The sequence below is a fragment of the Streptomyces sp. NPDC058307 genome (assembly GCF_042880295.1).
In the GTDB taxonomy this organism is placed as follows: domain Bacteria; phylum Actinomycetota; class Actinomycetes; order Streptomycetales; family Streptomycetaceae; genus Streptomyces.
In genome coordinates, this window is the sequence record NZ_JBHVYZ010000028.1 from 1 (window position 1) to 20,612 (window position 20,612).

Genomic DNA, 20,612 nt, shown 5'->3' on the forward strand with positions numbered 1-20,612 from the left:
CATCCTCGACACCCTCGCCGCATACTGCACACGAATTAGCGACTCAGGACACTAGCCGACCCGCTTTCCAACTGTCCGCGCGGCCTTACGGGGGCGCCGTGGGAGGTCGCGCGGCAGGAGGGGTGCGCGTACGGCGATGAACGGTGGCGGCCGTCGGCGCGCTGGACAAAGACCAGGACAACGAACGAGACGGGTGCGGCCCTGAGGAAGAGACGCTCGCCCTGTCGCTCCGACAGTAACGCACCTGAGTTCAAAACTGGGGGACAGGCGGCGGCCAACAATGCGACGATCACATACACCTTCTACTCGACGCACGCCCGAATCAAGTGTCCCGACAGCACGTCTAATGTTTTGAAAGGTGCCGTCATGTCGAACGCAGAAAACGTGCCAGAATTCGCACAACTAAAGAATGGCATGAATCCAGAAGACTTGAAAGAGGCCATCAGTCGCTCGGGGTACCCGTTTCAAGCCACAACGGCAGCATCCTTGCGCGGTCGACTTGCAGAGCATTTCCATGATGTAAACATCCAAGAAGAATGGGAGTATATGGATTCCGAGACGCAGCAGGCGAGAAGTGTGGATATCTTTGCAGATATCGGGGTCCTGAACTTCGAGCACCGAGTTTATAAATCCCCTGCAATGCCGCTCTTCTGTCGATTGAATTTGGTCATCGAATGCAAGCAGAGCGAGAATCCATATATATTCTTCCTTCGGGATGCTCCGCCAGAGGGGGCACCATCCTTCCCGGAAATGCTCGGACCTATTAAGGAGGAAATCAAGGTATTTGCTAGAAGTGAAGGGGGTGAGATATCAGACCGTGCGACGATACTGAGTGTTCGAGATTTGCTCGGATTCTACGAGTTTGACTTTGTGCTGCCTCCCGTGCCCTATGCGGTGTCTTTGGCGAAAGCGATCAGGAATAAATCGAAGGTGGAGGTCACAGGAGAGGAGACGTACAGGGCTCTAACATACCCACTTTTGAAGGCCGTAGATCACCTCAGAGCTACAGTGCAATCGGGCTCGCACTCAAAATGGCAGGAGCGATTTCTCGTCCCTATCGCTGTGGTTAGAGCGCCAATGGTTGGAAGTATTTTTTCGGCAGAAGGTGAACAGAAGCTAATTTCCCTGCCATGGGTCAGGATGAGCAGGCTGGAGCCCGTTCGAAATACTGCCGAAGGGAAAAGTTTGGGCACCGTAGTTCGGTATTACGACGTGGTTCACGAGTCCTATCTCGACACCTATGTGGACGCTCTTGCCGAAGCTCTCATCAAGATTTCTAGGCGAATCATGGAGCATCCGGACGAGCTTCGTTATGGTGCCGGATCTAGTGAATCATTCGTGCAATCGTATAGATCACTTGAGTCGCTCCCGGATGATTTTAGGGAAAGCCGCGAAAAGCTTCCCACTTACATGAAGGCTGTATATCCCAGTGTCACCTTGACGGATGGCCAAGAGGGTTTTTTTAATTCCACGAGTGGAACCAATTTTATCGACTGGGTGTATCCAAAGCTCGGCACGTGATCGAGCTGCACGGAAAGAAGGGGGGAATCCTGGCTTCTCCCTGCCCAGGTCTTGCAGGTGATTCAGGTAGTCCTGTGCGGCCGGTTCGGTGCCGTAGTGCTGCCTCATGACGGCCGCGAGTTCTCGGCTGGTCATGATCAGGGACGGGGCGGACTGACGCTCGCCCTGTGGGGCGCGTTCGCGCGCCACACAACCGCGACGGTCTTGCTCATCCTTGGAGTCTCTGAGTGCGCCGTTATGGGACTCATGGGATGGTCAACCACCGCCATGGCAGCCCGCTATCAGCACATGGTCGACGCAGTGCGGACCGATATTGCGAAGCAGGTCGACGGGTTGATCTGGAATCCCATTGAAGTGTCAGAGGAAGGCGGTATCTAAGCTAGAAACCTCCTCAGTGTGTCTATCGACCGTAAGCTGCGGCGATAGACATACTGACGGCTACGCATCCGGGATGAAATAGGTGCTTGTTAAACGTGGAGGTCCGGCAGCGGCAACCTCTGCATACACCTCATCAATCAATGAGACGAACCGAATCAACCTGGTCTCACCTAGTGATTCTGCAAACTGCCGGTAGCCAGCTCCGCCGTTCTGCCAGTGCTTTCGCCCCATCTCCCCTTGTAGGAGTTTCCGCATACGCATGCGTAACGCTGCGTCATTGAACCGCTTCAGCATGTAGTCGGCCATCCAGTTGTGGACAATTAGATTAACGTAGGCGATCTGCTTTGCCTCCAACGGTGTTACCGGAATGGAGAATGGTTCCCAGCAGACCATAAGTTCAGGGTCCTCAATCGCCATGAGTACAAGTTCGCGATGAGAAGCGCGTTGGGCTTCTTCATATGTTATGGCCGTTTGGCGGGATTGGTGAGCGAGTGACATTGCCACCCCGAGAAGCGCGATTATTGAAAGAGGGGTGCCGTAGGTCTGACTGATGTCGCTGAGTGTCTGCCAGTTCGTACCGGCAGGTGCTATCTCTTGGAGGACTAGGGGTGCAAGTCCGACGATGGCTGCTGCTACTAGTCCTGCTGTGCTCCACGCGAAGATCATGCGACGTCCTGCAGGTGGCTGACTCATGAGCTCTCCCCCTTGGCTCCGGCTTCTCCGGCCAAGCAGTGCATACCCACCGGCGGCGATAGGTGTGCGAAGTGGCGGAAGCCAGGACGGTGCCCCTCGGTCCGGCGCATGCTGAGGTCGAGTGAGACGGGAAGTGAGACGAACGATCGAGAGGGCGGCACCCCAGTTGGGGTGCCGCCCTCTCGTCTTGCCTGGTCAGACGCTGGAGGCCGTGGCGGGAATCGAACCCGCGTAACTCGCTTTGCAGGCGAGTCCCTGAGCCACTCGGGCACACGGCCGGGGTAACCCGGTGACTTGACCGTACGGGGCTGCGGGGAGTGGTTCAAGGGAGGCGTGGGGGCTGCAACGCGACTGCCATGCGCCGTTCATGAACGAATCGGCGGTGGTCGTACGACCAAGGTCTCAGGGTGGGGCGGGCTTTCGACAGGGGTCAACAGGGGCCGTGGCCCTTACCCTGGCGGGCATGGCTGTGCTGGAACCGCGTGACGCCGGTGTCACCGATGACTCTGAGGTCCCGTCCGTCGATGAGGTGGCGGAGGGGGTGCTGGGGCGTTCGTACCGGGCGCTCAGCATCGGCATCGTGTCCGTCGTGCTGCTCATCGCGTTCGAGGCCACGGCTGTCGGGACCGCCATGCCCGTTGCCGCGAGGGAGTTGGACGGGGTCGCGCTCTACGCGTTCGCGTTCTCCGGGTACTTCACCACCAGCCTGTTCGGGATGGTGCTGGCCGGGCAGTGGGCGGATCGGCGGGGGCCGCTCGGGGCGTTGACGGCCGGGATCGCCGGGTTCGGAGCCGGGTTGTTGTTGTCCGGGACCGCCGGCGCGATGTGGCTGTTCATTCTCGGGCGGGCCGTACAGGGGTTCGGGGGCGGCCTCGTCATCGTGGCGCTGTATGTCGTCGTCGGGCGGGCCTATCCGGAACGGCTGCGCCCCGCGATCATGGCTGCGTTTGCGGCTGGCTGGGTGGTGCCCTCGATCGTGGGACCGCTCGCGGCCGGTGCGGTGACCGAGCACCTCGGGTGGCGGTGGGTGTTCGTCGGGATCCCGGTGCTGGTGGTCTTTCCGCTGGTGCTCGCCCTTCCGCAGATACGGCGGCGGGCGGCCGGACCGGTCGACGACAACCACGGACAGGCCTCCTTCGACCGGCGCCGTATCCGGCTCGCCCTCGGGATCTCCCTCGGCGCCGGGCTCCTCCAGTACGCCGCTCAGGATCTGCGCCCGCTCTCCCTCCTCCCCGGCCTCGCGGGCATCGCCCTGCTCGTGCCCGCCGTGCTCGGGCTGCTCCCGCGCGGGACGTACCGGGCGGCGCGCGGGCTGCCCTCCGTCGTGCTGTTGCGCGGGGTCGCCGCGGGGTCCTTCGTCGCCGCCGAGTCCTTCGTGCCGTTGATGCTGGTCACCCAGCGGGGGTTGTCGCCGACGCTGGCCGGGTTCTCGCTCGCGGCGGGCGGGGGTACGTGGGCGCTGGGGTCGTGGGTGCAGTCCCGGGCGCGCGTGGAGCCGTACCGGGACCGGCTGATGACCGTGGGGATGGTGCTGGTCGCCGCCGCGATCGCGGGTGCGCCGAGTGTGCTGATCGACTCCGTGCCGGTGTGGACCGTCGCCGTCGCCTGGGGGTTCGGCTGCTTCGGGATGGGGCTGGTGATCTCCTCCACCAGCGTGCTGCTGCTCCATCTCTCCGCCCCGGAGGAGGCCGGTACCAACTCCGCCGCCCTCCAGATCTCCGACGGCCTCTCGAACGCCGTCCTGCTGTCGGCGGGCGGGGCCGCGTTCGCGGCGCTGGGCGGCGGTGCGGTGAGTCATACGGCGACGGAGGCGACCGGCTCGCATCCGGCCGCGTTCGCCGTGGTGTTCCTGCCGATGGCGGGGGTGGCGTTGGTGGGGGCGTGGGTGACTACGCGGGTGCGGGCGCGTGGCTGACTTCGGTACCACTGTGACCCCACTAGTGGTACCGTGGTGGTATGGCTATGAACCTCCGTCTGCGTGACGACCAGCAGGAAGCGCTCAAGCTGCGTGCCGAGGAGGAGGGGCGCAGTATGCACGCCATAGTGCTTCAGGCGATCGACCGGTATCTGGAGCAGGAGGCCGACCGGGCCACGGTTCGTCGGCTCGGGGCCAAGTATGCGGCGGGCCACGCCGACCTGCTGCGGAGGCTGGGGGAGTAGATGAAGTACCTCAGGGTCCAGGAGGTGCTGGACCTGGCGGAGTTGGCGTGCGGGGAGCAGGCCCAGATCGCCGTGGGTGACCTGGGTCTGCTCAGCTCGGCTGTCCACCGTCCGCAGTCACGGGTGTTCGGGGTCGAGGCGTACACGGACCTCTTCGAGAAGGCCGCAGCGCTGCTCCATTCGCTGGCCGTGAACCATCCCCTGGTGGACGGCAACAAACGCATGGCGTGGATGTGCACGGTCGTCTTCCTCGACCTCAATGGCACCGAGATGCTGCACGTCGATCAGGACGAGGCGTACAAGCTGGTCATGGAAGTGGCGGCCGGAAGTCTGGAGGACGTGGGGCTGATCGCCCTGCGTCTGCGGGCGTTGCGCGACGCGATGTGACCTCGGTCCCACCCATGAGCGACCCGGCCCCGTGCGCGCGTTGACACCACCCGGCCGCCGGTAAGGTGACCCGGTCGTCATACACAGCCGAAGAAGCCGCCGAAGACATCGCTCCGAGCCGCCCGCCCGTCGCCCGCCACCACCCTGCTTGACGCGCTTCGCGCGGCACCTCCCATTCGACCCGACGGAGACCGTGACTACCACCGCCGCCTCCTCCCACCACCTTTCCCCCGCCTTCCCCGGCCGGGCCCCCTGGGGTACCGCCAGCAGGCTGCGTGCCTGGCAGCAAGGGGCGTTGGACAAGTACGTCCAGGAGCAGCCGCGTGACTTCCTGGCCGTCGCGACGCCCGGCGCGGGCAAGACGACCTTCGCCCTCACCCTCGCCTCCTGGCTGCTGCACCACCACGTCGTGCAGCAGGTGACGGTCGTGGCGCCGACCGAGCATCTGAAGAAGCAGTGGGCCGAGGCGGCCGCGCGGATAGGGATCAAGCTGGATCCCGAGTACAGCGCCGGGCCGCTCGGCAAGGACTACCACGGCGTCGCCGTCACCTACGCGGGTGTCGGCGTACGGCCCATGCTCCATCGCAACCGGGTCGAGCAGCGCAAGACCCTCGTCATCCTCGACGAGATCCACCACGCCGGTGACTCCAAGTCCTGGGGCGAGGCGTGCCTGGAGGCCTTCGAGCCCGCCACCCGCCGGCTCGCGCTCACCGGCACGCCCTTCCGGTCCGACACCAACCCCATCCCCTTCGTCACCTACGAGGAGGGCAACGACGGGATCCGGCGGTCGGCCGCCGACTACACCTACGGGTACGGCAACGCGCTCGCCGACCACGTCGTGCGGCCCGTCATCTTCCTCTCCTACAGCGGCCAGATGCGGTGGCGGACCAAGGCCGGCGACGAGATCGCCGCGCGGCTCGGCGAGCCGATGACCAAGGACGCGATCAGCCAGGCGTGGCGTACGGCGCTCGACCCGCGCGGTGAGTGGATGCCGAGCGTGCTGCGCGCCGCCGACCAGAGGCTGACCGAGGTCAGGAAGGCCATCCCGGACGCCGGTGCCCTCGTCATCGCCTCCGATCAGGACTCGGCCCGGGCGTACGCGAAGCTCATCCGGGAGATCACCGGCTCCAAGGCGACCCTCGTGCTCTCCGACGACGCCGGCGCCTCCAAGCGGATCGACGACTTCAGCGAGAGCAACGACCGGTGGATGGTCGCCGTCCGGATGGTGTCCGAGGGTGTCGACGTGCCCCGGCTGGCCGTGGGCGTCTACGCCACCACCATCTCCACACCCCTCTTCTTCGCCCAGGCCGTCGGCCGTTTCGTACGGTCCCGGCGGCGCGGCGAGACCGCCTCCGTCTTCCTCCCGACCGTCCCGGACCTTCTGACCTTCGCCAACGAGATGGAGGTGGAACGGGACCACGCCCTCGACAAGCCGAAGAAGGAGGGCGAGGAGGACCCGTACGCCGAGTCCGAGAAGGAGATGGAGGAGGCGAACAAGGAGGAGGACGAGGACACCGGCGAGCAGGAGCAGTTCGCCTTCGAGGCGCTGGAGTCCGAGGCCGTCTTCGACCGTGTCCTCTACGACGGCGCCGAGTTCGGCATGCAGGCGCACCCGGGGAGCGAGGAGGAGCAGGACTACCTCGGGATCCCGGGGCTCCTCGAGCCCGATCAGGTGCAGCTGCTGCTCCAGAAGCGGCAGGCCCGGCAGATCGCGCACAGCCGCAAGAAGCCGGACGCCGAGGCGGACCTGCTGGAGCTCCCCGCCGAGCGGCGGCCCGTCGTCTCGCACAAGGAGATGATGGAGCTGCGCAAGCAGCTCAACACCATGGTCAGCGCGTACGTCCACCAGAGCGGCAAGCCCCACGGCGTGATCCACACCGAGCTGCGCCGGGTGTGCGGCGGGCCGCCGAGCGCCGAGGCCACGGCCGGGCAGCTGCGGCAGCGGATCGCCAAGGTGCAGGAGTGGGCCACTCGGATGCGGTGACGTGGGGCGCCTGGGCGCCTGGGCGCCTGGCGTGTCGCGGCGGCGGACCGCACGTATCCGACTGCACGTATCCGACCGCGCGTATCCGACCGCGCGTATCCGACCACACGTGTCCCGACCGCACATATGGGCCGGACGTATCGGGACGAACGGAGTGTGTCCGTACCGGCTGCTGCCCGGATTCTGGACGGAGGCTTCCGCTGAGCGAACCCGCTTCGCTACTGTCCCGCTACGCACACGCCCCGTGGCAGCGCCGCCGCGGAGCGCAGCCGTGAAGCGACGCGGCCCGGTAAGAGACCGGGCCGCCGGCCGATCGGCGGCCTCTGTGGCGCGTCACTGACGGGACTCGGTGACGCATTCGCCGCGAGGCTGCCGACCTCACCACTTGGAGGAGTGGGCGTCGTGACCGCGGAGACCTCTCAGACGCTTGACCGGGGACTACGTGTCCTCAAGCTCCTGGCCGACACGGACCACGGGCTCACCGTCACCGAGCTTTCCAACAAACTGGGCGTGAACCGGACCGTGGTGTACCGGTTGCTGGCCACGCTGGAGCAGCACGCCCTCGTACGGCGTGATCTCGGCGGGCGTGCCCGGGTGGGGCTCGGTGTGCTGCGGCTCGGACGGCAGGTGCACCCACTGGTACGGGAGGCCGCGCTGCCCGCGCTGCGCTCGCTCGCGGAGGACATCGGGGCGACGGCCCACCTCACGTTGGTGGACGGCGCCGAGGCGCTGGCCGTTGCCGTGGTGGAGCCCACGTGGACGGACTATCACGTGGCCTATCGGGCCGGGTTCCGGCATCCGCTGGACCGCGGTGCCGCGGGGCGGGCGATTCTCGCGGCTCGGCAGCAGGGGTTCGGCGAGCCGGGTTACCTGCTGACGCACGGGGAGCTGGAGGCCGGTGCGAGCGGGGCGGCCGCTCCTCTGCTCGGGGTCACCGGGGTGGAGGGCAGCGTCGGGGTCGTGATGCTGGCGGACGCGGTGCCGGAGCGGGTGGGGCCGCGGGTGGTGGACGCGGCACGGGAGGTCGCGGAGGCGCTGCGCTGAGCTGAGCGGTACGGCTTCGGGTATCGCCGGGAAGGTCTACGGCTGCGGGTGCGGTGGGGCCTCTGGGTGGATGCGGTCGCCGCAGGTCGGTATGTGCCGTGGGCGAGGATGCGCCGGTGGGCACGGGGCTGACCGGCTCGTGGCCGGAAGTGACCGCCGCGTTAGATTGATCCCGTGCTCTCTCGCCTCACGCGCCCCCAGGCCGTCGCCGTCTGTGCCCTGCCTGTCGTGGCGCTGATCGCCACGGCCCTCCTCGCGCCGCTGCCGTTCGCGCTGGCGCAGCCCGGGATGACGGCGAACGTCCTCGGCAAGAACGAGGGCGAGGCGGTGATCACGGTCTCCGGGGCGAAGACCCGTACGACGAGCGGGCAGCTGCGGATGACGACCATCGAGGCGACCGGGCCCGACACACATGTCTCGCTCGGTGACGTCTTCGGCAGCTGGTTCCGCACCGACCAGGCCGTCATGCCGCACGACGCGGTCTACCCGAGCGGGCAGAGCGTCAAGGAGATCGAGAAGCACAACACCGCGCAGATGAAGGAGTCCCAGGACGCGGCGACCCAGGCGGCGCTGAAGTATCTGGGCCTCAGCGACAAGAAGGTGAAGGTCACGCTGAAGCTCGCGGACGTCGGCGGGCCGAGCGCGGGACTGCTGTTCACCCTGGGGATCATCGACAAGCTCGACGGTGACGGCGCCGGGGGCGACCTCACGGGCGGCCGCACCATCGCCGGGACCGGCACGATCGACGCGGACGGCACGGTCGGCGCGGTGGGCGGCGTAGCGCTGAAGACGCAGGCCGCGAAGCGGGACGGGGCGACGGTGTTCCTGGTCCCCGAGGACGAGTGCTCCGACGCGAGGGCGGAGCTGCCGAAGGGGCTGCGGCTGGTCCCGGTGACGTCCCTGAAGGGGGCGGTGGGCGCGCTGACCGCGTTGGAGTCGGGTAAGGGGTCCGTCCCCGCCTGCTAGTGCCCGTAGGCCGGCCGGGGGGAGGCCAGCCGGAGTCCGACCTCCACCAGGGTCCAGCCGAGCCGGGTCCTGATGTCGTACGGCCGCTTGGCCTGCGCGGCCAGGCGGTGCGCGTCGGGCTCGGCACGGAGGTCGGCGGCGCGGAGGTGGTGGACGGCGAGGTGGGTCTCGGGGTGCATGGCGGGGCCCTTTCAGTCCGTGGCGACGGGGAAGGCGTGGGTGTGGATGCGTACCTGGGCCGCGTTGTCCCCGGTGGTGGACCGGTCGCGGTAGGTGTCGACCAGCGCGTGCATCTTCTCGATGAGTTCTTTGGTCAGCTCCGGAGTCAGGCGTAGCGTCGCGCTGCTCATGTCCCAGACGCGGTTCCACTCCTCGGGCCAGGTGGCGCGCTCGCCCAGCCAGTTGGAGAGGTTCTGGATCTGGGCGGTGGCTACCTCGTGGAGGTAGATGTCGGCGGCTCCGCGCACGGCCGGATCGCTGTCCGTGAGCAGGGCGTCGTCGAAGCTCAGTCCCTTGTGGACCGCCTTCCACCAGCGCTCCCGGCCCTTGCCGCGCTCGGGGGCGTCCTCCACGAAGCCGTGTGCGGCCAGCTGGCGCAGGTGGTAGCTGGTGGCGCCGCTCGACTCGCCCAGCTTCTCGGCGAGTTGGGAGGCGGTGGCGGGTCCTCCGTAGCGCAGGGCGTCCAGCAGTTGCATCCGCAGGGGGTGGGCCAGCCCGCGCAGTGAACGGGCGTCGAGTTTCCGTACGTTGGGCTGTTCCGGCATGCGTACAAAGGTAGCGTTGCAAAGAGTTCTTTGCAACGGGTTCTTTGTAACTCTGTCGGCAAAGGCCGGCCCCTACTTCACGAACCCCTCCGCCTTCATCCAGTCCAGTGCCACCTGGTGCGGATCCTCCCCGGCGACGTCCACCTTGGCGTTGAGCTCCCGTGCCACCGTGTTGTCGAGTTTCTTCGTGACCGGGTTCAGGACCTCCGCGATGGCCGGCCACCGCTTGAGGGCCTTGGAGTTGATCACGGGAGCCGCGTTGTAGTTGGGGAAGAACGTCCCGTCGTCCCGCATCACCACCAGGTTCATGGACTTGATGCGGCCGTCGGTCGTGAAGACCTCCCCGTACCGGCAACTGCCCTTCGCCACCTGGGTGTAGATGATTCCGGTGTCCATCTGGGTGATGTTCTTCGCCGGGACGCTCATCCCGTACGCCTTCTGCATGCCCGGCAGTCCGTCGGCGCGGTTGGCGAACTCGCCCTCCACGCACAGCGTCACCGCACCGGGGTCCTTCCTGGCCAGGGCGGCGACGTCGGAGAGCGTCCTGGTGCCGTACTTCCTGAAGGCGGCCTGGTTCATGGCGAGGGCGTAGGTGTTGTTCAGGGGTGCCTTCGGCAGCCACGTCAGCCCGTTGCGCAGGTCGGTCTTCCGCACCGCCGTCCACTGCTCCTGCGGGTCGGCGATGGGCTCGCTGTTGCTCTGGTAGGTGATCCACGCCGTGCCCGTGTACTCGTACATCCCGTCGGCGTCCCCGGCCTTGACCGCCTCCCTTGCTCCGACCGAGCCCTGGATCCCGGTGCGGTCGAGCACATCGGCCCCGGCCGCCTGGAAGGCGATGCCCATGATCGCGCCGAGGATCAGTTGCTCGGTGAACTCCTTGGAGGTGACCGTGAGATGGGCGCCCTTCAACGGCTCACCCCGGCCGATCGACCCCGGCTTCACGTCATCGACCATCGGGGACCCACTGGTCAGCCCACAGCCGGCCAGCAGGACCAGCGTCCAGGCGAGCGCCAGACGGGGTTGTCTCACGTCGTCACCCCCGACGCGCTTGGGATGGGCGGTGGTTGGTCCAGTGAGGCCGGCCGGTTGCCCGGCATGGGCTCGGGCTGGAGGCTGTCGCCCGCGGGGGAGAAGCCGGCGATCCTGCGGAAGCCGGACGGCGGAACAGCTGCCCCGGCCGCTCGCCGGCACTCCCGTTTCGTGTCCCCGGCTCCCGTCCCCGTGACCTCACCCGTCCGTCCGCCCACCAAGATCAGCCGGCATGCGGGTCGTGCTCCCGGCAGGGGCATGCCGATGCCCGGCACTGCCCGCAGCCGTATCCGCGTCACGTCCCCGCCTCCAACCCCCGTGGTCTCACCAGCAGTTCCGCCAGTGAGGCCAGCCAGTCGACCAGCAGGGCGAGCGTTACCGTGAGGATCGAGCCCAGGATCAGTACCGGCATTCGCTGGTTGGTGATGCCGGTTGTGATCAGGACGCCGAGGCCGCCGCCTCCGCCGAAGGTCGCCAGGGTCGCCGTACCGACGTTGAGGACCAGGGCCGTGCGGACGCCCGCGAGGATCAGTGGGACGGCCAGCGGGAGTTCGACGCGGGTCAGGACTCCCAGCGGGGTCATGCCGATGCCCCGTGCCGCCTCCAGCAGGGTGGGGTCGTTGCCCTTCAGGCCCGCCATCGTGTTCGACAGAACCGGCAGGACGGCGTAGGCGATGATGCCGATCAGGGCGGCCTTCGTGCCCGTGCCGAGCCAGATCACCAGCAGGGCGAGCAACCCGATCGCCGGGGTCGCCTGGCCCGTGTTGGCGACCGCCATCACCACCGGGCTCGCCTTCCGGAAGGCCCTGCGGGTCAGCACGATCCCCAGCGGGATCGCGATGATCAGTACGAAGAACGTCGAGATCACCGTCAACTGCACGTGCTGCCACAGGGCCTTGGACACCTGCCCGTTCGACAGCGCGTTCGCCGAGAGCGGGTCCAGGTCGGCCTGCTCGAACCACAGCCAGGTCCCGAGCAGGACGGCGATGAGGAACGCGGGCAGGAAGGTCAGCTTCTGCCAGGTCACGTGAGGCCGGGGCGGGGCCGGTGGGGGCGGAGCCGCCCTTTCCTCCAGCTCCGGAGTCTCGGAAGTCGTCACGCCTTCCGCACCCCTCCGCCGACGACTCGGCCCGCAACTCGGCCGGCAAATCCGCCGGCAAATCCGCCCGCCCCCTCCTGCTCGGCGTGCGTCTGCGCGGCCCGGATCTCCTCCAGTGCGTGCCGGTGCTCCGTGGCCTCGAAACGGTCGGCCTCCAGCAGCTCGTGCACGCAGTTCATGAGCGTCTCCATGTCGACGACACCCGTGTACTCACCGCGCCGCCCGGTCACCGCGACCCGCCCCGCGCTGTCGGTCAGCACGGCCTCCAGCGCGTCCCGCAGCGTCGCGTCCCTGGTCACGGTGGAGCTCACCAGCGTCCCGGCCCGGGCCAGCGACCCCTTGGCCCGCATCATGTCGCCGCGCTTGAGCCACTTGTAGGGCCGTCCCTGCCTGTCGAGCAGCAGGATCTCGTGCGTGCCGCTGCCCCGGAGCTTGTTGAAGATCTCCTGGAGGGGGTCGTCCACGGTCACCGTCGGACAGTCCGTGACCCCGACATCCCGTACGCGGGTGAGGTTCAGCCGCTTCAGCGCCGCCCCGGCGCCGACGAACCCGGACACGAAGTCGTCGGCCGGGTTGGTCAGGATCGCCTCGGGGGTGTCGAACTGGGCGATGTGGGAGCGTTCGCGCAGAACGGCGATCCGGTCACCCACCTTGATCGCCTCGTCGAAGTCATGGGTGACGAAGACGATCGTCTTGTGCAGCTCGCGCTGGAGCCGGATCAGCTCGTCCTGGAGATGGTCACGGGTGATCGGGTCGACCGCGCCGAACGGCTCGTCCATCAGCAGGACCGGAGGATCGGCGGCGAGCGCCCTCGCCACGCCCACCCGCTGCTGCTGGCCGCCGGAGAGCTGACGCGGATAGCGGCTGTGGAACTCGCCGGGGTCGAGCCCGACGAGGTCGAGCAGTTCCTCCACCCGGTCCTTGATCCGGCCCTTTCCCCAGCCGGTCATCCTCGGCACGAGCGCGATGTTCTGCGCGACCGTCATGTGCGGGAAGAGCCCGGCCGACTGGATGGCGTAGCCCACCTTGCGGCGCAGCTTGACCGGATCAATGTCGGTCACGTCCTCACCGTTGATCCGGATGCGTCCACCGGTCGGCTCGATCAACCTGTTGATCATCTTGAGCGTCGTCGACATACCGCATCCGGACGGCCCCACGAAGACGACGGTCTCGCCCGCCTTGATCTCCAGGGTGACGTTGTCGACGGCGGGCTGCGGACTGCCGGGGTACCGCTTGGTCAGGTTCTCCAGCTCGATGGAGGCACCCGAGGTGCCGGACGACTCAGACACGGATCCCCCTCGGAATCGTCAGCCGTCCGATCAGGACGTACGCGGCGTCGAACAGCAGGGCGAGGACGATGATCCCGAGCGTGCCCGCGAGCACCTGGTTGAGCGCGTTCCTGCTGCCGAGAGAGGCGATGCCGCGGAAGATCTCGTTGCCGAGGCCGGGCCCGGAGGCGTACGCGGCGATCGCGGCGATGCCCATCAGCATCTGCGTCGAGACGCGGATCCCGGTCAGGATCGGCGGCCAGGCCAGCGGCAGCTCGACCCGCGCCAGGCGAGTCACCCGGGACATCCCGATGCCCGTGGCCGCGTCCACCAGGGACGGGTCGACCCCGCGCAGGCCCACGACCGCGTTCCGCACGATCGGCAGCAGCCCGTACAGCGTCAGGGCGATCACCGTGGGCGGCACACCCAGCCCCACGACCGGGACGAGCAGACCGATCATGGCGAGCGACGGGACGGTCAGGATCGTCGAGGTGGCCGTCGTGGCGAGGTTGCCCGCCCACTCGCTGCGATAGGTCACGACCGCGATCAGCACCCCGGCCACCGTCGCCACGACCATGCACTGGAAGACCGCGCTCGCGTGTTGGTAGGCGTCCGTGAGCAGTTGCTGGTGGCGGCTGCCGAGGTACTCCCAGAAGTTCACGCCCGCTCACTCCAGTGGTTCGGTCACTCCCGAAGGGCCGGATCCCCCGCCGCCTGCTCCACCAGCGGGATGATCCGCAGCGGAACGGGGTTCTCCATGACGATCGCGGTGGCGGCCCGGACGATCCCATCGAAACCGACAACCCGGTCGATCACACGTTGGAGATCGGCGTTGGAGCGGGCCACGAGGCGGCACAGCATGTCCCCGCTGCCGGTGGTGGTGTGCAGTTCGAGGACCTCCGGCACGGTCGCCAAGTGCGCCCGTACGTCGGCCCCTTGCCCCTGCCGGATCTGAAGTGTGGCGAACGCGGTCACCGGGTAGCCGAGCGCCGCCGGATCGACCTGCGGACCGAACCCCCGGATGACTCCGTTCGACTGAAGCCGGTCCAGGCGCGCCTGCACGGTCCCCCGGGCCACCCCCAGCCGCCGGGACATCTCCAGGACACCGATCCGCGGCTCGCGCGCGAGGAGCACGATGATCCGCCCGTCCAGCTCGTCGATACCCACGTCGGCCTCCCGGAGAGATGGTCATCCTGTACAGAAAGGCCGCCGATGCGGCCGTACCGCTGAACATGTTGTCCAGTGAATACGCAAACTATTGCGCACCTTGCAGACCGGGGCCAGGCTTCGGGCATGACGCAGACCACACACCACACTCCCGACACCGCCCGGCAGGCCGATCCCTTCCCGGTCAAGGGAATGGACGCGGTCGTCTTCGCCGTCGGCAACGCCAAGCAGGCGGCCCACTACTACTCGACCGCCTTCGGCATGCGGCTCGTGGCCTACTCCGGACCGGAGAACGGCAGCCGCGAGACCGCGAGCTATGTGCTGGAGAACGGCTCCGCCCGGTTCGTGTTCACCTCGGTCATCAAGCCCGCCACCCCATGGGGCCACTTCCTCGCCCAGCACGTGGCCGAGCACGGCGACGGGGTGATCGACCTCGCCATCGAGGTCCCGGACGCCCGCCGCGCGTACGCCTACGCCCTCGAACACGGCGCCCGCTCGGTGGCCGAGCCGTACGAGCTGAAGGACGAGCACGGCACCGTCGTGCTCGCCGCGATCGCCACCTACGGCGAGACCCGCCACACCCTGGTCGAGCGCACCGGCTACGACGGCCCCTACCTCCCGGGCTACGCCGCGGCCGCCCCGATCGTCGAGCCGCCCGCCCACCGCACCTTCCAGGCCGTCGACCACTGCGTCGGCAACGTCGAGCTCGGCCGGATGAACGAGTGGGTCGGCTTCTACAACAAGGTCATGGGCTTCACGAACATGAAGGAGTTCGTGGGCGACGACATCGCCACCGAGTACAGCGCGCTGATGTCGAAGGTGGTGGCCGACGGCACGCTCAAGGTGAAGTTCCCGATCAACGAGCCCGCCATCGCCAAGAAGAAGTCCCAGATCGACGAGTACCTGGAGTTCTACGGCGGCGCGGGCGTCCAGCACATCGCGCTGAACACCAACGACATCGTGCAGACCGTACGAACCATGCGGGCGGCCGGAGTCCAGTTCCTCGACACCCCCGACTCGTACTACGACACCCTCGGCGAGTGGGTTGGCGACACCCGCGTCCCGGTGGACACCCTGCGCGAGCTGAAGATCCTCGCCGACCGCGACGAGGACGGCTATCTGCTGCAGATCTTCACCAAGCCGGTCCAGGACAAGCCGACCGTGTTCTTCGAGATCATCGAGCGGCACGGCTCCATGGGCTTCGGCAAGGGCAACTTCAAGGCCCTGTTCGAGGCCATCGAGCGGGAGCAGGAGAAGCGGGGCAACCTCTAGCAAGCCTCTGGCAAGCCTCTGGCAAGCCCCCTTTGCGCGTAACGCTCGTAGGCTGGCCGCATGGCCAGGATCAACGACGTGGGCGGCACGCAGGGGTTCGGCGCGATCGACACCACCGACGACACCGAGCCCTTCCACGCCGACTGGGAGGCCCGGGTCGTCGGGCTCTACAACACCCTGCGCGCGCAAGGCGTGTTCAACACGAACGAGTTCCGGGACGCGATCGAGTCGATGCCGCCGGCCCAGTACCTGGCGGCGTCGTACTACGAGCGCTGGTTCACCGCGATCCGCGTCCTGCTCGAACGCAAGGGCGTGATCGAGCCGGGTGAGCTCGATGACTGACGCGCCCCCCGACCGCTTCCCGCCCGGCACCCGGGTCCGCACCTACCGGCACGACCCGCCGCACCACACCCGCCTGCCCCGGTACGCGCGCGGCAAGCGGGGCGTGGTCGTCGAGCCGGAGGGCCCGGAGGAACTGGCCGACGTCAGCGCGCAGGGGCGGGGCGACGCGCCCGTCGAGCAGATCTACGCGGTCCGCTTCGAGGCCCGCGACCTCTGGGGCGAGGGCGACCACCACGTCGTACTGGACCTGTGGGAGAGCTACCTGGAGGAGGACCGCGATGACGAGCGGTGACCACCACACCGACGCGACGATCGCCCGGCGGGTACGGCGCCTGGAGACCCTCCTGGAGGAGAAGGGGCTGATCACCGGCGAGCGCCTTGACGAGGCGATCGACGCGTTCCTCGCCGAGTCCTCGCCGGCGAACGGGGCGCGGGTCGTGGCCCGCGCCTGGACCGACGACGCCTACCGGGCGCGGCTGCTCGCGGACGGCACGGCCGCCGTCCGTGAACTCGGCTACATGGAGGGCTCGTTCCAGCGCCTGCGGGTGGTGGAGAACACCGAGTCGCTTCACAACGTCGTCGTCTGCACCCTCTGCTCCTGTTACCCGCTCCGGCTCCTGGGCCCGTCTCCCAGCTGGTACAAGTCCGAGGCCTACCGCTCCCGCGTGGTCCGTGAACCGCGGGAGGTGCTGCGGGAGTTCGGCCTGACCCTGCCCGACTCGACGGAGATCACGGTGTGGGACTCCAGCGCGGAGACCCGCTATCTAGTCCTGCCCCGCAGGCCCGAGGGCACGGAGGGGCTCGGCGAGGAGGAGCTGGCGGCGCTGGTGACGAGGAACGCCCTCATCGGTACGGCCGCGGTGTGACCGCCTTCGCATCCATCGCCGGTACGTCCTCCTCCGGTACCTCCCCCAGCGCCGCCAACGCCTCCCGCGCCGCCCGCACCCGCGAGGGCGAGAACCAGGGGTTGATCTGGAGCGCCTCCCTCAGATGCCGGCGCGCAGGGGCGTACTGCCCCAGCTCCCGCTCGACCATGCCCAGGTGATACGCGTACAGCGCGCTGCGCACCCCACCCCCGTGCACCTTGTCCGTCGCGATCCGGGCGTACCGCAGGGCCTCCTTGTCCTGGCCCGCCCGGTGCAGTGCCCACCCCAGCGCGTCGGCCACCGCGATCCCTGGCTGCCGTAGCCACTCGGCCTTGAGCCGCCGTACCGCGGACGCCGGGTCACCGTGGTCCGCCTCGAACTGCCCGAGCACCAGCTCCTCGTCGGCACCGCCCGCCGCGGCGCGGTCCACCACCGCCCGCAGCAGGTCGTACTGCACCTGGGCCGCCTGCCCCAGCCCCAGCGACTCGTACAACTCGCCGAGCTCCAGGGCGTACTGCGGAAGCGGCTGCTTCGCGAGGGCCGTCCGGTAGGCGTTCAGGGCCTCCGTCGTGCGGCCCAGCGCCGCGAGGACCCGCCCCTGACCGGCCTGCGCGGCCCGCTGGTCGGGGTCGATCCGGACGGCCTCCTGGAAGTGCCGCAGCGCGTCCTCGCGATCCCCGCGCTCCCAGGCGAGCTGCCCGGCCCGCTCCAGATACGCGGCCCGCTCGGCCGGCGCCCGCGCCCCGGCCGCCGCGTCGGAGAGCTGGGCCGCCGCGTCCTCGCGCCAGCCCCGGTCCCGGTACACGGCCGCCGCCCGGGCCATCACCGCCGGCCCCGAGCGCAGCTGCGTCAGCCGCTCCAGCGCCCCACGGGCCGCCTTGTAGTCGCCGAGTCCCGTGTACGCGTCGATCAGCGCCGGATAGGTCGTCCACCGCTTCGGCTCCAGCTTCCGCGCCGCCTCACCCCAGAAACGGGCGGTCCGGAAGTCCCGGCGCGCGTTCGCCAGGGCGGCCAGACCACCGAGGGCCGCCGCGTTCGCCCGCACCTTCAAGGACATCCGCAGGTCGGCGTCGGCCTTGGCGTAGAACGCCGTGTCGGCCGTCCGCCGCCCCTGTTCGACGTACGCCGTCCCGAGCACCGCCCACGACTCGGCGTCCTCGGGATGCCGGCGCAGATGGCTCTCCCGCTCACCGATCAGGGCCGCCAGATCGGGCAGCGCGGCCGGCACCCCGGCGGCGACCGCCGTCAGCGCCTGGGCCCCCGGAGCGGGCGCGGGAGCGCGGGTCGCCGTCCGCTCCGGGGGCAGCAGCGTCAGCGCCGTACCGAGCACCGCGCAGCCGGCGACCGCGGCGATCACCAGACGCCCGTGCAGCCGGGCCCGCCGCTCCTCCGGCCGGTCCTTGGTGGCTTGGTTGTCCATGGCGCTCACTGTGCGCCAGTACGACGAGCACACCCCGGCATACGGCGGTTGCCGCTGGTGGGGTTCACACCGATGGCCCCCGGTGCGACGCTGTGATCATGAGCCGTATCGAAGCCCCCCGCGACGAGGTCACCGGCAACCTGGTGGACCGCCTGCTCACCGGTCTGCCCGCCGACGCCGTTCTCACCGACCCGGACGTCACGGTCTCCTACGCCAACGACATGGCGAGCTTCTGCCCGGCCGGCACCCCCGCCGTGGTCGTCCTGCCGCGCACGGCCGAACAGGTGCAGCACGTCATGCGCATCGCCACCGAACTGCGCGTCCCGGTCGTGCCCCAGGGCGCCCGCACGGGCCTGTCGGGCGCCGCCAACGCCTCCGACGGCTGCATCGTGCTCTCCCTGACGAAGATGGACCGGATCCTGGAGATCAACCCGGTCGACCGCATCGCCGTCGTCGAACCCGGCGTCGTCAACGCGACCCTCTCCCGCGCGGTCGACGAACTCGGCCTCTACTACCCGCCGGACCCCTCCAGCTGGGAGATGTGCACCATCGGCGGCAACATCGGCACCGCGTCCGGCGGACTGTGCTGCGTGAAGTACGGCGTCACGGCGGAGTACGTCCTCGGACTGGACGTCGTCCTCGCCGACGGGCGGCTCATGTCCACCGGCCGCCGTACCGCCAAGGGGGTCGCCGGATACGACCTGACCCGCCTGTTCGTGGGCTCCGAGGGCTCGCTCGGCATCGTCGTGCGGGCGGTCCTGGGCCTGCGCCCGAAACCGCCCGAGCAGCTGGTGCTGGCCGCCGAGTTCTCCTCCGGGGCCGCCGCCTGCGACGCGGTGTGCCGGATCATGGAGGGCGGGCACGTGCCGTCCCTCCTCGAACTGATGGACCGTACGACGGTCAAGGCCGTCAACGCGCTGGCGCACATGGGACTCCCGGAGACCACCGAGGCCCTGCTCCTCGCGGCCTTCGACACCACCGACCCGGCCGCCGACCTCGCCGCCGTCGGCGCGCTGTGCGAGGCGGCCGGTGCCACCCAGGTCGTCCCGGCCGACGACGCGGCCGAGTCGGAACTGCTGCTCCAGGCCCGCAGGCTCTCCCTCCCCGCCCTCGAGACCGTCAAGGGCACCACGATGATCGACGACGTGTGCGTGCCCCGTTCACGGCTCGGCGAGCTGCTCGAAGGGACCGAGCGGATCGCCGACAAGCACCGGCTCACCATCGGTGTCGTCGCCCACGCGGGTGATGGCAACACCCACCCCACGGTCTGCTTCGACGCGGCCGACCCCGACGAGTCCCGGCGGGCCCGCGAGTCCTTCGACGAGATCATGGCGCTCGGCCTGGAGCTCGGCGGCACGATCACCGGGGAGCACGGGGTGGGCGTACTGAAGAAGGAGTGGCTGGCACGCGAGATCGGCCCGGTCGGGCTGGAGATGCAGCGCGCGGTGAAGGGCGTCTTCGACCCGCTGGGGATCCTGAACCCGGGCAAGCTGTTCTGATGCTTTTCCTGCCGGGCGATCACTCCCCGTCCGCCGACTCGTCGCTCGGCCACGGATCGCGCAGCCACAGGTCGTCGGCCGGGGTCGGGGCCAGCAGCTCGGCGAGGCCGTCGTCGATGCCGAGCTGCTCCGCCTCCGAGCCCGGGGGGACCGCCCTCAGCGTGCGCTCCAGCCAGGCCGAGACCTGCGCGGCGGGGGCCTCCAGGAGGGCGTCGCCGGCGGGGGAACTCAGCGCCATCAGCACGACAGTGCGCCCCGCGACCTTCGTCGGCCACACCCGTACGTCCCCGTGCCCGCACGCGCGGAACACCCCCTCCACGAGGAGTTCGCGGGCGAAGGTCCAGTGGACGGGGTGGTCCGAGCCGACGTGGAAGGTGACGTGGACGGCGAAGGGGTCGTCGCTGCGGTAGCCCAGCCGGGCCGGGACCGGGATGCTGCGCTCGGGCGACAGGATGAGTCTGAGCTCCAGTTCACGCTCTACCACCGTGTGGTGCATGTCGTTCGTTCCTCTCTCGGCTCTCGTCCGGGTCCCGCGGTGGGCCCGTACGAGTGGAGAGGGGGAGGGGGCTGGGTCATTACGCGGGTTCGGCGAACTTTTTTCCGGCCGTATCACGGTGGCCGTCACGGCCGGTGTCACGGCCGGTGTCACGGCCGGTGTCACGGTCGGCGTCGCGGCCGGTATCACGCCCGGTGTCAGGTCGTGCTCAAAAGGGGTGGGTCCGGTGGGACTGGCGGTGGGTCTTGCGCCGGTCT

At 68.6% G+C, this 20,612-nt stretch carries 22 protein-coding genes, 1 tRNA gene and 1 pseudogene; 13 read left to right on the forward strand and 11 right to left on the reverse strand.

Annotated features, from left to right (window positions below):
- The first annotated feature begins 366 nt into the window (after positions 1-366).
- Entirely contained in the window at positions 367-1,521 is a 1,155-nt protein-coding gene (locus ACFVYN_RS20855) for a hypothetical protein (RefSeq protein WP_390000645.1), read from the forward strand.
- A gap of 180 nt (positions 1,522-1,701) precedes the next feature.
- Positions 1,702-1,899, forward strand: a pseudogene (locus ACFVYN_RS20860) (site-specific integrase); the annotation flags it as partial.
- 60 nt (positions 1,900-1,959) lie between these two features.
- Here the strand turns inward: ACFVYN_RS20860 and ACFVYN_RS20865 are convergent.
- On the reverse strand, positions 1,960-2,565 hold the full coding sequence (locus ACFVYN_RS20865) for a DUF6082 family protein (protein WP_390000648.1): 606 nt from the start codon (positions 2,563-2,565) through the stop codon (positions 1,960-1,962).
- A gap of 230 nt (positions 2,566-2,795) precedes the next feature.
- Positions 2,796-2,870 (reverse strand) — tRNA-Cys (locus ACFVYN_RS20870).
- 185 nt (positions 2,871-3,055) lie between these two features.
- On the opposite strand from ACFVYN_RS20870, the gene ACFVYN_RS20875 reads away from it, so the two are divergent.
- The 6 genes from ACFVYN_RS20875 (at position 3,056) to ACFVYN_RS20900 (ending at position 9,133) form a co-directional block, all read left to right on the forward strand.
- On the forward strand, positions 3,056-4,507 hold the full coding sequence (locus ACFVYN_RS20875; RefSeq protein ID WP_390000651.1) for an MFS transporter: 1,452 nt from the start codon (positions 3,056-3,058) through the stop codon (positions 4,505-4,507).
- A 47-nt stretch (positions 4,508-4,554) separates the two neighbouring features.
- Positions 4,555-4,752 carry an Arc family DNA-binding protein gene (locus ACFVYN_RS20880; RefSeq protein ID WP_013003224.1) on the forward strand — a complete coding sequence of 66 codons (198 nt, stop codon included), beginning with the start codon at positions 4,555-4,557 and terminating at the stop codon, positions 4,750-4,752.
- Complete coding sequence (locus tag ACFVYN_RS20885; RefSeq protein ID WP_390000654.1) at positions 4,753-5,139, forward strand: type II toxin-antitoxin system death-on-curing family toxin; 387 nt, start codon at positions 4,753-4,755, stop codon at positions 5,137-5,139.
- Positions 5,140-5,332: 193 nt separating this feature from the next.
- On the forward strand, positions 5,333-7,123 hold the full coding sequence (locus ACFVYN_RS20890; RefSeq protein ID WP_390000657.1) for a DEAD/DEAH box helicase: 1,791 nt from the start codon (positions 5,333-5,335) through the stop codon (positions 7,121-7,123).
- A 402-nt stretch (positions 7,124-7,525) separates the two neighbouring features.
- Entirely contained in the window at positions 7,526-8,167 is a 642-nt protein-coding gene (locus ACFVYN_RS20895) for a helix-turn-helix domain-containing protein (RefSeq protein WP_355748356.1), read from the forward strand.
- A 174-nt stretch (positions 8,168-8,341) separates the two neighbouring features.
- On the forward strand, positions 8,342-9,133 hold the full coding sequence (locus ACFVYN_RS20900; protein WP_390000662.1) for a S16 family serine protease: 792 nt from the start codon (positions 8,342-8,344) through the stop codon (positions 9,131-9,133).
- Here ACFVYN_RS20900 and ACFVYN_RS20905 read toward each other — a convergent pair.
- From ACFVYN_RS20905 to ACFVYN_RS20935, 7 genes are all read right to left on the reverse strand, one after another.
- Positions 9,130-9,312 (reverse strand): hypothetical protein, encoded by a 183-nt coding sequence (locus tag ACFVYN_RS20905; RefSeq protein ID WP_390000665.1) that lies wholly within the window; start codon positions 9,310-9,312, stop codon positions 9,130-9,132. The genes ACFVYN_RS20900 and ACFVYN_RS20905 overlap by 4 nt on opposite strands.
- 12 nt (positions 9,313-9,324) lie before the next feature.
- Positions 9,325-9,897, reverse strand: coding sequence for an ArsR/SmtB family transcription factor (locus ACFVYN_RS20910; RefSeq protein WP_390000668.1), 573 nt, complete (start codon positions 9,895-9,897; stop codon positions 9,325-9,327).
- A 72-nt stretch (positions 9,898-9,969) separates the two neighbouring features.
- Entirely contained in the window at positions 9,970-10,926 is a 957-nt protein-coding gene (locus ACFVYN_RS20915; protein ID WP_390000670.1) for a glycine betaine ABC transporter substrate-binding protein, read from the reverse strand.
- Between the two features lie 295 nt (positions 10,927-11,221).
- A complete protein-coding gene (locus tag ACFVYN_RS20920; RefSeq protein WP_390000673.1) occupies positions 11,222-12,025 on the reverse strand; it encodes an ABC transporter permease in 804 nt (267 codons plus the stop codon).
- Positions 12,022-13,314, reverse strand: a complete 1,293-nt coding sequence (locus ACFVYN_RS20925; RefSeq protein WP_390000676.1) for a betaine/proline/choline family ABC transporter ATP-binding protein — start codon at positions 13,312-13,314, stop codon at positions 12,022-12,024. Before ACFVYN_RS20925 ends, ACFVYN_RS20920 begins: the two co-directional genes overlap by 4 nt.
- On the reverse strand, positions 13,307-13,954 hold the full coding sequence (locus tag ACFVYN_RS20930; protein ID WP_390000678.1) for an ABC transporter permease: 648 nt from the start codon (positions 13,952-13,954) through the stop codon (positions 13,307-13,309). Before ACFVYN_RS20930 ends, ACFVYN_RS20925 begins: the two co-directional genes overlap by 8 nt.
- A gap of 23 nt (positions 13,955-13,977) precedes the next feature.
- Complete coding sequence (locus ACFVYN_RS20935; RefSeq protein ID WP_390000681.1) at positions 13,978-14,460, reverse strand: Lrp/AsnC family transcriptional regulator; 483 nt, start codon at positions 14,458-14,460, stop codon at positions 13,978-13,980.
- Between the two features lie 126 nt (positions 14,461-14,586).
- Here ACFVYN_RS20935 and hppD point away from each other — a divergent pair, with 126 nt between their 5' ends.
- The 4 genes from hppD to nthA are packed head-to-tail and all read left to right on the forward strand — an operon-like array spanning position 14,587 to position 16,940.
- On the forward strand, positions 14,587-15,732 hold the full coding sequence (gene hppD, locus ACFVYN_RS20940) for a 4-hydroxyphenylpyruvate dioxygenase (protein WP_390000684.1): 1,146 nt from the start codon (positions 14,587-14,589) through the stop codon (positions 15,730-15,732).
- A gap of 60 nt (positions 15,733-15,792) precedes the next feature.
- Positions 15,793-16,074 carry a hypothetical protein gene (locus ACFVYN_RS20945; protein WP_390000687.1) on the forward strand — a complete coding sequence of 94 codons (282 nt, stop codon included), beginning with the start codon at positions 15,793-15,795 and terminating at the stop codon, positions 16,072-16,074.
- A complete protein-coding gene (locus tag ACFVYN_RS20950) occupies positions 16,067-16,366 on the forward strand; it encodes an SH3-like domain-containing protein (RefSeq protein ID WP_390000690.1) in 300 nt (99 codons plus the stop codon). The genes ACFVYN_RS20945 and ACFVYN_RS20950 overlap by 8 nt, the downstream gene beginning before the upstream one ends.
- The gene (nthA, locus tag ACFVYN_RS20955) at positions 16,353-16,940 is read left to right on the forward strand and encodes a nitrile hydratase subunit alpha (protein WP_390000693.1); all 588 of its coding nucleotides are present in this window, start codon (positions 16,353-16,355) and stop codon (positions 16,938-16,940) included. Before ACFVYN_RS20950 ends, nthA begins: the two co-directional genes overlap by 14 nt.
- On the opposite strand, the gene ACFVYN_RS20960 is transcribed toward nthA, so the two are convergent.
- Entirely contained in the window at positions 16,918-18,360 is a 1,443-nt protein-coding gene (locus tag ACFVYN_RS20960) for a tetratricopeptide repeat protein (RefSeq protein ID WP_390000696.1), read from the reverse strand. The genes nthA and ACFVYN_RS20960 overlap by 23 nt on opposite strands.
- A 92-nt stretch (positions 18,361-18,452) precedes the next feature.
- On the opposite strand from ACFVYN_RS20960, the gene ACFVYN_RS20965 reads away from it, so the two are divergent.
- Positions 18,453-19,859, forward strand: coding sequence for an FAD-binding oxidoreductase (locus tag ACFVYN_RS20965; RefSeq protein WP_390000699.1), 1,407 nt, complete (start codon positions 18,453-18,455; stop codon positions 19,857-19,859).
- A 19-nt stretch (positions 19,860-19,878) separates the two neighbouring features.
- Here the strand turns inward: ACFVYN_RS20965 and ACFVYN_RS20970 are convergent, their stop codons facing one another.
- Positions 19,879-20,355: an SsgA family sporulation/cell division regulator gene (locus ACFVYN_RS20970; RefSeq protein WP_390000702.1), complete on the reverse strand. Its 477-nt coding sequence runs from the start codon at positions 20,353-20,355 to the stop codon at positions 19,879-19,881.
- Positions 20,356-20,612 lie beyond the last annotated feature (257 nt).